Consider the following 12,124-nt stretch of genomic DNA (forward strand, 5'->3'; position numbering starts at 1 on the left):
GCTCACCCCCGCAACAGCGCGGCCTCCGCGGCCGCCGCCCGGAACTGCCGGACCGTGGCGCCCCAGCGGAAGTGCGCGGCCCGCAGCCCGGCCGCCCGGCCGAGGGCGTCGCGCCGCTCGGGGCTGAGCGCCAGCGCGCACCAGGCGGCGGCGAACGAGCTCTCGCCGCGGGCGAGTACGCCGGTGACGCCGTCATCGACGGAGTCTCTGAGTCCGGGTACGTCGAAGCCGATGGCGGGCGTGCCCCGGGCCGCCGCCTCGGTCACCACCAGCCCCCAGCCCTCGACGAGCGACGGGTGCAGCAGCACCCAGGCCGCGCACAGCAGCCGGTGCTTCTCGGCCTCCGTCACCCGGCCGGTGAAGGTCACGCCGGGGCCCGCGAGCGCTTCGAGCCTGGCCCGCTCCGGCCCGTCCCCCACGATGACGAGCCGGCCTCCGGTGACCGGTCTGACCCGCTCCCACAGCCGCAGCAGCAGGTCGATCCGTTTGTACTCGACGAGGCGTCCCATGGCGAGGAACAGCGGTTCCGCCGACTTGGGGGCCAGGGGGCCCGGCTCCTCGACACCGTTGTGGACCAGCCGGATCCGCTCGCGCGGCACTCCGAGACTGTGCAGCGCGTCGGCCGTGGAACCGGACACGGCGACCAGCAGGCTGCCGCTGTGCGCGCGGGTCAGCGCCCAGCGTTCGAGCTCCCGGCCGAGCCGCGCGGCGGGACCGGGGAAACGCTCACCCCAGATGTCGGTGTGCACATGGTTGACCAGGCACAGGGTCGGGCCGCGGTGCCACAGCGGGGCGAGGTACGGCATGCCGTTGCACACCTCGACGAACAGGTCGCAGTCGCCGACCTGCCGTTCGAAGGCGCGGCGGGCGCGCAGGAAGTGCCCGGCGTCGCCGCCGGCGGAGACCACACGGTAGTCGCGAAAGGCGGCGGGTCCGCCACACAGCAGGGTGACCTGGTGTCCCTGGGCGGTGAGCCCGTCGGCGATGCGGTCGATGAGGAGTTCGGAGCCACCGGCGGCGGGGTTGCCCAGGTCGCGGCGGGCGAGGAAGACGATCCGGCGCGGATGCGGCGGAGGGCCCGGGTGGCGGCCGGAAGGGCGGTCGGTAGGGCGGTCGTGGTGCGGTGGTTTCGCGGGGAGGTGGGGGTGGGGCGCGCGCAGCGTGGGGGGCACGTGCTGGGGCATTCGAGCTCCAACTCGTCTCGGGGTGCGGGACGTCGGGAAGGCGGGCGGCGCGAGCGGTGTGCGGGCGGGGTGGGTTCGTAGTGTTCGCCCCGCTGTTCGATGCCGCTACTCACGACGGTGACAAATTCGGCCCGCCATTGAGCTGACGCATCATCACATTGTGGCGGATTGCTGCGGATTCGGGCGTTCTCTGCCACGCCCGACCAGTACGGCGCCGGCCACCGCCAGCACCAGCCCGGCCGCACCGCCGGCGATCGGCGCCGTCTCACCGACCATCCGCAGCCTGCCGCTGTCCGCCTTCGCCAGCGCCACCTGCTTGTGCTGCGTCTCCGCGGTGAACTCCAGCCCCGCGCTGTCCAGCAGGACCACCTTCGCCTTGGCCGCACCAGGCGCGCGCAGCGTCTTGCGGGGAGCGATCTTCGCGTTCATGATGCGGCCGGTCCGCCGGTCGACGACGAGCTCGATCCCGGCGTTCGCGTACCACTCCTCGGCGTGCACCTGGCTCTGCTTCGGCAGACCCACCAGCCGCCCCGGGACCTGCCGGGTGCCCGTCCGGGTGTCCTTCACGGACCCGGTGAACCGGTAACCCTCGTACCCCGCGACCCGCTTGGTGCCCTGGAACTCCAGCGGGACGGTGGCCCCCAGGGTGTTGTCCCACCAGCGGTAACCCCGTTTCTGCACATCGAAGGGGAACTTCAGGTACGCCTCGCCCGCGAACTCCGGCGTCTCCCCGCAGCAGTGCACCGGAGCGTTGGTCCGGCGGTCGGTCACCCAGCGCTCCAGGGTCCACTGGAACGACCGGCGCGGGTCGCGGAAGGCCCGCGTGTCCGGGGTGTCGATCGCGGTGGAGACGTCCCACACCGCCCGCCCGCTGCGTTCGCTCTCCGCGACATCACCCAGCACCCGCCGGGTGACGGTGATCGGTTTCCCCTTGGCGGGGCTGAGGGTCTTGGTGTCGAAGTACTCGCCGGTGCCGGTGAACACCGTGGTGACATCGACATCGGTCGGGGTCCGTTTGGCGCGCGGCTCCACGTACCAGGCGAGCAGTGGAGCCAGCACAAGCAGAAAAACGCCGGCACCCAGCAGGACCAGCGACAACGGCGAAGCGGTACGACGCATTCAGGCACTCCTGGGCGCGAGGGTGGATTCAGGACGGTCCGCGTCTGTCCGGGCCGGGACCGTAAGCGCCCTCTTGACGAAGTGTCAATGGCACTCACAGACTGGGCACTCGCCGGGCCGGTGTCGTGGGGCGGGGTGCCTTCCGACCGAGAGGCTCGCTGAACCATGCACCGACTGACCGCTGCCGTGCTGACCACCATGGCTGCCGCTGTTCTCGCCGTGGGGGCCGCTCTCGGCATCGTCGCCGCACTCAACGCCACTCCCGAGCAGCCCAATGTGCCCCTCGTCTCCTTCGAGTCGGGCGGTCCGACCGGTTCCCCGCAGCCCTAGGGGGTGTTTATGGACCAGGCCGTACGCACGGCCTGGCGGGACGTCCCCCGCCTGCGCACCCGCAGGTTCGCCGCCCTGGCCATGGCCGAGGTGCCCGCACTCGCCCAGGCCATCCTGGTGGAGATCCGCAAGGAGTACCCCGGCCTGCCCCTGTCCGTCGACGACTCGGGCGAGCCCATGGCTCTGGTCGGCATCCGCCGGGCGCTGGAGGACTTCGTCGACCACCTCGTGGAGGAGGACCGGCCGAACGGACGACGGCTGGAGGTCTTCCAGGAGTTCGGCCGCGGCGAGGTGCTCCAGGGCCGCAGTCTCGACTCCCTCCAGGCGATCTACCGCCTCGGTGTCCGGCTCGCCTGGCGCCGGCTCGCCGAGATCGGGCAGCAGGTCGAGATCCCGCCGCCCGCCATGTACGAGCTGGTGGAGTCCGGCTTCGAGTATCTCGACGGCCTCGTCGCCCAGTCCGTACGCGGCTACGCCGAAGCCGCCGCCCGCCAGGCCGGTGAACGGCTGCGGCTGCAACGGCGGTTGATCACCCTGATGCTCGGCGAGCACCGCACCGATCCCACCGACGCCCTCGCCGAGCACGCCGAGAGCATCGGCTGGCCCCTGCCCGAACGCGTCGCCGTGGGCGTCCTGCTGCGCCCCGCCCCCGAATCCGTCGCCCCGGCCGTGGGCCAGGACGTCCTGCTGGACATGGAGTACGAGCAGCCGCGCATGGTCGTCCCGGAGCCGGACGCGGCCGGCCGGCCCGAACTCCTGCGCCGCGCCATGACCGGCTGGTCCGGCGCCATAGGGCCGCCCGTCCCGCTCGCCGAGGCCGCCAAGTCGCTGCACTGGGCCTGGGCCGCCGTACGCCTGATGCAGCGCGGGCTGCTGCCGGCCGGCCAGGTCCTGCACTGCACCGAGCACACCGAGGCGCTCGTCCTGCTGCCGCCCGAGGAACTGATCGAGGACCTGGCCCGCCGCTGCCTGGCACCACTGGACAGGTGCGCCCCCGCGCACGGCCGACGGCTCGTCGAGACCCTGCTCGCCTGGCTGGAGACCCGCGGCGGCGCCCCCGAGGTCGCCGCCCGGCTCGGGGTCCACCCGCAGACCGTGCGCTACCGGTTGCGGCAGATCCGCGAACTGCTCGGCGACGAGGTGGACGACCCGGACCGGCGCTTCGAACTGGAGCTGGTGTTACGGGCCCGGCGCCTGCGCGACGCCCGGACGGAGCCGGGACGCGGCCGGTGACCCTACTGCCCCGCACCACTCGGGTCGTACGGACGGAACAGTCCCTCCTGCACCACTGACACCAGCAGCCGGCCCTCGCGGTCGTAGATCCGGCCACGGGCGAGGCCCCGGCCGCCCGTGGCGATCGGGGACTCCTGGTCGTACAGGAACCACTCGTCCGCGCGGAACGGACGGTGGAACCACATCGCGTGGTCCAGCGAGGCCATGTCGAAGCCGCGCTCGCCCCACAGCGGCTCGACCGGGATGCGTACCGCGTCGAGCAGCGTCATGTCGCTCGCGTACGTCAGTGCGCAGGTGTGCACGAGCGGGTCGTCGCCCAGCGGCCCCACCGCGCGCATCCACACCGCGCTGCGCGGATCGGCGTCCTTGACCTGCTCGGGCGTCCAGCGCAGCCGGTCCGCGTACCGGATGTCGAAGGGCTGGCGCCGGGCCATGCGCTCCAGTGCCTCGGGCAGCGTGCCGAGGTGCTCCCGGATCTCGTCGGTGACCGTCGGCAGGGACTCGGGGTCGGGGAAGTCCAGCCGGGGCGGCAGCTGGTGCTCGATGCTGCCCGCCTCCGCGCTGTGGAAGGAGGCCGTCAGGTTGAAGATGGTGCGGCCCTGCTGCACCGCGACGACCCGGCGGGTGGTGAAGGAGCGGCCGTCCCTGACCCGTTCGACCTGGTAGACGATCGGCACACCCGGACGGCCGGGCCGCAGGAAGTAGGCGTGCAGCGAGTGCACCGGGCGGTCGCCCTCGGTCGTACGGCCCGCCGCGACCAGGGCCTGGCCGGCGACCTGCCCACCGAAGACCCGCTGCAGGGACTCGTGAGGGCTGCGCCCGCGGAAGATGTTCACTTCGATCTGCTCGAGGTCGAGCAGATCGACCAGCCGTTCAGCAGGGTTCGTCATCGGGTGTTCTCCACTCCCGTAACCGTTAGGGATCCAGTCAGAGCTGGCCGACGGAGGTGACCCGGACGACGGCCCGGCTCTCCTCGTCGGACGCCGCGAGATCGACCTCGGCGCTGATGCCCCAGTCATGGTCGCCGTTGGGGTCGGCGAAGGTCTGCCGGACGCGCCACAGGCCGTGCGCCGGGTCCTCCTCGATCATCAGCAGCTTCGGCCCGCGGGCGTCCGGGCCGGTGCCGAGGTCGTCGTACTCGTCCCAGTAGGCGTCCATCGCCTCGCCCCAGGCGTCCTCGTCCCAGCCCGACTCGGCGTCCATCCCGCCGAGTTCGGCCACGTTGTCCAGGGCGGCCAGCTCCACCCGGCGGAACATGGCGTTGCGCACCAGGACCCGGAAGGCGCGGGCGTTGGTGGTGACCGGCTTGACCTGGTCGGCCTTCTCCTGGGCCTGCTCGGCCGTCTCGACCTCCGGGTTGGCGAGCTGCTCCCACTCGTCCAGGAGGCTGGAGTCGACCTGGCGGACCATCTCACCGAGCCAGGCGATGAGGTCCTCGAAGTCCTCGGACTTCAGGTCGTCCGGAACGGTGTGCTCCAGCGCCTTGTACGCGCTCGCCAGGTAGCGCAGCACGATGCCCTCGGTGCGGGCGAGTTCGTAGTACGAGGTGAACTCGGTGAAGGTCATGGCCCGTTCGTACATGTCACGGATCACGGACTTCGGCGAGAGCGGGTGGTCGCCCACCCACGGGTGGCTCTTGCGGTACACGTTGTACGCGTGGGACAGCAGCTCCTCCAGCGGCTTGGGGTACGAGACGTCCTGGAGCCGCTCCATCCGCTCCTCGTACTCCACGCCGTCGGCCTTCATGGCGCCGACCGCCTCGCCGCGCGCCTTGTTCTGCTGCGCGGCCAGGATCTGCCGCGGGTCGTCGAGCGTGGACTCCACGACCGAGACCATGTCCAGGGCGTACGAGGGCGATTCCTGGTCCAGCAGCTCGAACGCGGCGAGCGCGAAGGTGGACAGCGGCTGGTTCAGCGCGAAGTCCTGCTGGAGGTCCACCGTGAGCCGGATGGTCCGGCCCTCCGCGTCGGCAGTGCCGAGCTGCTCGACCACCCCGCCGCCCAGCAGCGAACGGTAGATGGCGATCGCCCGGCGGATGTGGCGGAGCTGGTTCCGGCGCGGCTCGTGATTGTCCTCCAGCAGCCGCCGCATCGCCTCGAAGGCGTTGCCGGGCCGGGCGATCACGGACAGCAGCATCGTGTGGGTGACCCGGAAGCGCGAGGTGAGCGGCTCGGGGTCAGAGGCGATCAGCTTCTCGAAGGTCGAATCGCTCCAGGCGACAAACCCCTCCGGCGCCTTCTTGCGGACCACCTTGCGGCGCTTCTTCGGGTCGTCGCCCGCCTTGCCGAGCGCCTTCTCGTTCTCGATGACGTGCTCGGGAGCCTGCGCGACGACGAAGCCCGCCGTGTCGAAGCCGGCCCGCCCGGCGCGCCCCGCGATCTGGTGGAACTCGCGGGCGCGCAGCGTCCGTACCCGGTTGCCGTCGTACTTGGTCAGAGCCGTGAACAGCACCGTGCGGATGGGCACGTTGACGCCGACGCCCAGGGTGTCCGTACCGCAGATGACCTTCAGCAGACCGGCCTGCGCGAGCTTCTCGACCAGCCGGCGGTACTTCGGCAGCATGCCGGCGTGGTGGACGCCGATGCCGTGCCGGACGAAACGCGACAGGTTCTGGCCGAACTTGGTGGTGAAGCGGAAGTTGCCGATGAGGTCGGCGATCTTGTCCTTCTCCTCGCGCGTGCACATGTTGATGCTCATCAGCGACTGCGCCCGCTCGACCGCCGCGGCCTGCGTGAAGTGCACGATGTAGACCGGTGCCTGCCGGGTCTCCAGGAGCTCGGTGAGCGTCTCGGTGATGGGCGTCAGCCGGTACTCGTACGACAGCGGAACCGGCCGGGTCGCCGAGCGCACGACCGACGTGGGACGGCCGGTGCGGCGGGTGAGGTCCTCCTCGAACCGTGACACGTCGCCGAGGGTGGCCGACATCAGGACGAACTGTGCCTGCGGCAGCTCCAGCAGCGGGATCTGCCAGGCCCAGCCGCGGTCCGGCTCGGCGTAGAAGTGGAACTCGTCCATCACGACCTGGCCGATATCGGCGTGCCTGCCGTCCCGCAGCGCGATGGAGGCGAGCACCTCGGCCGTGCAGCAGATCACCGGGGCGTCGGCGTTGACGGACGCGTCACCGGTCAGCATGCCGACGTTCTCGGTGCCGAAGAGCTTGCACAGGTCGAAGAACTTCTCCGAGACCAGTGCCTTGATCGGGGCGGTGTAGAAGGTGACCTTGTCCTGCGCCAGCGCGGTGAAGTGCGCACCCGCCGCGACCAGGCTCTTTCCCGACCCGGTGGGGGTGGAAAGGATGACGTTCGCCCCCGAGACCACCTCGATCAGCGCCTCCTCCTGAGCCGGATAGAGGGTGATGCCCTGATCCTCGGCCCAGGACGAGAAGGCTTCGAAGAGGGCATCGGGGTCGGCATCCGGCGGCAGCTGATCAATGAGGGTCACACCCCCCATCTTGCCTGGCCTCCCCCCGGATGAGGGAACCGGTCGGCGGCAAGAAGATCATGGCCGATACGCTGTCCCGTCAACTGGGCTGAAACCCAATGGGCTTCGCACAACAGCATCGCGAGCAACGGGGCGGGAACGATCATGATGGGACCGGCGCACTCTCTGTCGGGGGCAGCGGCATGGCTGGGGGTGGGGGCGGCGGCCGAGGCCGCCGGGCGCCCGATGCCGTGGCCCGTGCTCGTCGTCGGAGCACTGATCTGTGCGGGTGCGGCGCTCGCTCCCGACCTGGACCACAAGTCGGCGACCATCTCGCGCGCGTTCGGACCGATCTCGCGGGGCGTGTGCGAGGTCGTCGACAAGCTCTCGTACGCCGTCTACAAGGCGACCCGGAAGCAGGGCGACCCCCGCCGCTCCGGGGGACACCGCACGCTCACACACACCTGGCTGTGGGCGGTGATGACCGGCGCGGGAGCCTCGGCGATCGCGGTCACCGGGGGCCGCTGGGCGGTCCTCGCCCTCCTCTTCGTCCATCTCGTGCTCGCCGTCGAGGGCCTGCTGTGGCGGGCCGCCCGGGTGTCGAGCGACGTCCTGGTCTGGCTGCTCGGAGCGACCAGCGCGTGGATCCTCGCGGGCGTCCTGGACAAGCCGGGCAGCGGCGCCGACTGGCTCTTCTCGGCCCCCGGCCAGGAGTACCTCTGGCTGGGGCTGCCGATCGTGCTGGGCGCCCTGGTGCACGACATCGGTGACGCCCTGACCGTCTCGGGCTGCCCGATCCTGTGGCCGATCCCGATCGGCCGCAAGCGCTGGTACCCGGTGGGCCCGCCGAAGCCGCTGCGCTTCCGCGCGGGCAGCTGGGTGGAGCTGAAGGTCCTGATGCCGGTGTTCATGCTGCTGGGCGGTGTGGGCGGCGCGGCCGCCATGAACGTGATCTAGATCCAGCCGCCGCGCCGTTCCTTCACCCCTACCCGTGCCAGGAGCGCCACAGGGCCGCGTACGGGCCGTCCGCCGCCACCAGCGCGTCGTGGCTGCCCAGCTCGCTGATCCGGCCGTCCTCGACCACCGCGATCACGTCCGCGTCGTGCGCCGTGTGCAGCCGGTGGGCGATCGCCACGACCGTACGGCCGTCCAGCACCCGCGCCAGTGAACGTTCCAGGTGCCGGGCCGCCCGCGGGTCCAGCAGCGAGGTCGCCTCGTCCAGGACCAGCGTGTGCGGATCGGCGAGCACCAGCCGCGCCAGCGCGATCTGCTGCGCCTGTGCCGGGGTGAGCACCGAGCCGCCCGAGCCGACCTCGGTGTCGAGGCCGTCGTCCAGCGCCCGCGCCCACCCGTCCGCGTCGACCGCGCCGAGCGCCGCCCACAGCTCCGCGTCCCTGGCGCCGGTCCGGGCCAGCAGCAGGTTGTCCCGGAGTGAGCCGACGAACACATGGTGCTCCTGGTTGACCAGGGCCACATGCTCGCGCACCCGCTCCGCCGGCATCCGCGACAGCTCCGCACTGCCGAGGGTGACCGAGCCCGCCCGGGGCGCGTAGATGCCCGCGAGCAGCCGGCCGAGTGTGGACTTGCCGGCACCCGACGGTCCGACCAGGGCCAGCCGCGTCCCGGGGCGGACGTCGAGCGTCACCCGGTGCAGTACGTCGACGCCCTCCCGGTACCCGAAGCGCACCTCGTCCGCCCGTACGTCCCGGCCGTCCGGTGCCACCCGCGCGTCGCCCGCGTCCGGCTCGATGTCCCGGACACCCACCAGCCGGGCGATCGACACCTGGGCGACCTGGAGCTCGTCGTACCAGCGCAGGATCAGGTTCACCGGGTCGACCAGCATCTGCGCGAGCAGAGCACCGGTGGTCAGCTGCCCGACCGTGATCCAGCCCTCCAGCACGAAGACGCCGCCGATCAGCAGCACCGAGCACAGGATCGTCACATGCGTGACATTGATGACGGGGAAGAGCACCGACCGCAGATAGAGCGTGTAGCGCTCCCACGCCGTCCACTCCCTGATCCGCTGCTCCGACAGGGCCACCCGCCGCCCGCCGAGCCGGTGTGCCTCGACCGTCCGCCCGGCGTCCACCGTCTCGGCCAGCATCGCGGCGACCGCCGCGTACCCGGCGGCCTCGGAGCGGTACGCGGAAGGCGCCCGCCGGAAGTACCAGCGGCAGCCGAGCACGAGCACCGGCACCGCGACCAGCACGGCCAGCGCGAGCGGCGGCGCGGTCACCGTGAGCGCGCCGACGAGCAGTCCCGCCCAGACCACGCCGATCGCCAGCTGCGGGACGGCCTCGCGCATCGCGTTGGCCAGCCGGTCGATGTCGGTGGTGATCCGGGAGAGCAGGTCGCCCGTACCGGCCCGCTCCAGCACCCCCGGCGGCAGGCCGACCGACCGTACGAGGAAGTCCTCGCGCAGATCGGCCAGCATCTCCTCGCCGAGCATCGCGCCGCGCAGCCGTACCAGCCGGACGAACACGGTCTGTACGACCAGCGCGAGCGCGAAGAGTGCCGCGGTGCGCTCCAGGTGGAGGTCGCGCGCCCCGTCGGCGAGGTCCTCGACCAGTGCGCCCAGCAGGTACGGGCCCACCATCGACGCGATCACCGCGATGGCGTTGACGGACACCAGCATGACGAACGCCGTACGGTGCCGCCGCAGCAGCTCGCGCACGTACGCCCGCACCGTCGCCGGTGTACCGACCGGCAGACTCGTCGCCGACTCCGGGGCTGCCGGGTCGTACGCCGGTGGTGCCACGCCGATCATGCCGACTCCTCGATCTCTTCCAGTGTTCTCAGCTCCGACACCTTGGTCAGCCGCGCCTCATCGGTCTCGTCACCGGTCTCCTCGTCGGTCTCGCGGGTGACGACCGCGCGGTACCGCCGCTCGCCGTGCAGCAGCTCGCGGTGAGTTCCCACCGCAGCCACCTCGCCGTCATGCACGAACACCACCCGGTCCGCGCGGTCCAGCAGCAGCGGGGAGGAGGCGAACACGACCGTCGTCCGGCCCGCCCGCAGCGCCGCGACGCCCTCGGCGATCCGCGCCTCGGTGTGCGAGTCCACGGCGGACGTGGGCTCGTCCAGCACCAGTACGTCCGGGTCGGTGACCAGCGAGCGGGCCAGCGCGAGGCGCTGGCGCTGTCCGCCGGACAGGGAGCGGCCGCGCTCGGTGATCCGGGTCTCCATCGGATCACCGGTGTCGTCGGCCGAGGCCTGCGCGAGCGCGTCCAGCACGTCACCGCAGCGGGCAGCGGCCAGTGCCTCCGCCGCGCCGACCGCGCCCGATGCCGGCACGTCGAGCAGCTCCCGCAGCGTTCCGGACAGCAGCACCGGGTCCTTGTCCTGTACGAGGACGCAGGCGCGGGCCGTGTCGAGGGGCAGGTCGTTCAGCGCCACTCCGCCGAGCAGTACGGAAGGGCTCTGCTCGTCCTCCGCGGCGTGTCCGCCGAGGCGTTCGGCGAGCCGGCCGGCCAGGTCCGGGTCGCCGCACACGACGGCGGTGAGCCGGCCCGCCGGAGCGAGCAGTCCGGTCGCGGGGTCGTACAGGTCCCCGGCGGGCCGCGCCTCGGAGCTGTCCAGGCCGCCGCGTTCGTCGTCGTACCGCGTCCGCCTGAGCGACAGCACACGGGCCGCGCGCTTCGCGGAGGGACGCGAGAAGGAGTACGCCATGGCGATCTCCTCGAAGTGCCGCAAGGGGTACATCAGCAGCGTCACGGCGCTGAAGACGGTGACCAGCTCGCCCACCGTGACGTGGCCGTCCCGCGCCAGGTTCGCGCCGTACCAGACCACCGTGATCAGCAGCAGGCCCGGCAGCAGCACCTGGACGGCCGAGATCAGCGACCACATGCGGGCGCTGCGGACGGCCGCTTCGCGCACGTCCTGGGAGGCCTGCCGGTAGCGGCCCAGGAACAGTTCCTCGCCGCCGATGCCGCGCAGCACCCGCAGGCCCGCGACGGTGTCCGAGGCCAGCTCGGTGGCCCGGCCCGCCTTCTCGCGCTGGACGTCGGCGCGCCGGGTGGCCCGGGGGAGCAGCGGCAGTACGGCGAGCGCCAGGACGGGCACGCCGACGGCGACCACGACGCCCAGGGCCGGCTGGTACACGACGAGCCCGACGCAGACCAGGACGACCGTGAGGGCGGCCGCGGCGAATCGGGAGACGGCCTCGACGAACCAGCCGATCTTCTCGACATCGCCGGTGGAGACGGCGACCACCTCGCCCGCGGCGACCCGGCGGGTCAGGGCCGAGCCCAGCTCGGCGGTCTTGCGCGCCAGCAGCTGCTGCACCCGGGCGGCGGCCGTGATCCAGTTGGTGACGGCGGTCCGGTGCAGCATCGTGTCACCCAGGGTGATCGCGACGCCGAACGCCATGATCAGCCCGCCGGCGAGCGCGAGGCGCCCGCCCGAGCGGTCGACCACCGCCTGTACGGCGAGGCCGACGCCGAGCGGCAGTCCGGCGACACCGCAGAAGTGCAGAAGTCCCCAGGCCAGCGACTTGAGCTGGCCGGCCAGCTGGTTGCGACCGAGCCACAGCAGGAACCGGGGGCCTGACCGGGCGTCGGGAGCCCCGGGGTCGGCATACGGAAGATCGCGAATCTGCATGATGTCCCAAGACTCGTGGGCGGCTCAATCGGTGCAAGGTTCGCCTTCCGGGACCACCGGGGGCAATCGATTTTCCGCTGGAGGGCCGACTTCGGCACAAGCCCTCTGGTGCGGACGGCAGGGGCGCGCGGAGCGGCACGCGCGCCGTCACTGCTGACCAGCGGGGGGGGGGGGGGGGGGGGGGGGGGGGGGGGGGGGGGGGGGGGGGGGGGGGGGGGGGGGGGGGGGTAGGGGGGGGG

The 12,124-nt window shown here is 72.1% G+C and carries 9 protein-coding genes; 3 read left to right on the top strand and 6 right to left on the bottom strand.

Going from position 1 to position 12,124, the window contains the following annotated elements; all coding sequences use genetic code 11:
- Positions 1–2: 2 nt before the first annotated feature.
- Together ACWV17_RS22465 and ACWV17_RS22470 are read right to left on the bottom strand one after the other, a co-directional pair.
- Positions 3–1,184: a glycosyltransferase family 4 protein gene (locus ACWV17_RS22465; protein ID WP_455361166.1), complete on the bottom strand. Its 1,182-nt coding sequence runs from the start codon at positions 1,182–1,184 to the stop codon at positions 3–5.
- 153 nt (positions 1,185–1,337) lie between these two features.
- Positions 1,338–2,303 carry a DUF3068 domain-containing protein gene (locus ACWV17_RS22470; RefSeq protein WP_455361167.1) on the bottom strand — a complete coding sequence of 322 codons (966 nt, stop codon included), beginning with the start codon at positions 2,301–2,303 and terminating at the stop codon, positions 1,338–1,340.
- A gap of 165 nt (positions 2,304–2,468) precedes the next feature.
- On the opposite strand from ACWV17_RS22470, the gene ACWV17_RS22475 reads away from it, so the two are divergent.
- On the top strand, positions 2,469–2,633 hold the full coding sequence (locus ACWV17_RS22475) for a hypothetical protein (protein ID WP_455354020.1): 165 nt from the start codon (positions 2,469–2,471) through the stop codon (positions 2,631–2,633).
- A gap of 9 nt (positions 2,634–2,642) precedes the next feature.
- Positions 2,643–3,866, top strand: a complete 1,224-nt coding sequence (locus tag ACWV17_RS22480) for a PucR family transcriptional regulator (protein ID WP_455361168.1) — start codon at positions 2,643–2,645, stop codon at positions 3,864–3,866.
- A 2-nt stretch (positions 3,867–3,868) separates the two neighbouring features.
- On the opposite strand, the gene ACWV17_RS22485 is transcribed toward ACWV17_RS22480, so the two are convergent.
- Together ACWV17_RS22485 and ACWV17_RS22490 are read right to left on the bottom strand one after the other, a co-directional pair.
- On the bottom strand, positions 3,869–4,756 hold the full coding sequence (locus tag ACWV17_RS22485) for an acyl-CoA thioesterase (protein WP_455361169.1): 888 nt from the start codon (positions 4,754–4,756) through the stop codon (positions 3,869–3,871).
- A 37-nt stretch (positions 4,757–4,793) separates the two neighbouring features.
- On the bottom strand, positions 4,794–7,307 hold the full coding sequence (locus tag ACWV17_RS22490; RefSeq protein ID WP_455361170.1) for a DEAD/DEAH box helicase: 2,514 nt from the start codon (positions 7,305–7,307) through the stop codon (positions 4,794–4,796).
- Between the two features lie 144 nt (positions 7,308–7,451).
- On the opposite strand from ACWV17_RS22490, the gene ACWV17_RS22495 reads away from it, so the two are divergent.
- Positions 7,452–8,243, top strand: coding sequence for a metal-dependent hydrolase (locus ACWV17_RS22495; protein WP_455361171.1), 792 nt, complete (start codon positions 7,452–7,454; stop codon positions 8,241–8,243).
- A 28-nt stretch (positions 8,244–8,271) separates the two neighbouring features.
- On the opposite strand, the gene ACWV17_RS22500 is transcribed toward ACWV17_RS22495, so the two are convergent.
- Both ACWV17_RS22500 and ACWV17_RS22505 read right to left on the bottom strand, forming a co-directional pair.
- Positions 8,272–10,053 carry an ABC transporter ATP-binding protein gene (locus tag ACWV17_RS22500; protein ID WP_455361172.1) on the bottom strand — a complete coding sequence of 594 codons (1,782 nt, stop codon included), beginning with the start codon at positions 10,051–10,053 and terminating at the stop codon, positions 8,272–8,274.
- On the bottom strand, positions 10,050–11,885 hold the full coding sequence (locus tag ACWV17_RS22505) for an ABC transporter transmembrane domain-containing protein (protein WP_455361173.1): 1,836 nt from the start codon (positions 11,883–11,885) through the stop codon (positions 10,050–10,052). Before ACWV17_RS22505 ends, ACWV17_RS22500 begins: the two co-directional genes overlap by 4 nt.
- Positions 11,886–12,124 lie beyond the last annotated feature (239 nt).

It is taken from the genome of Streptomyces mabaensis (assembly GCF_053763515.1).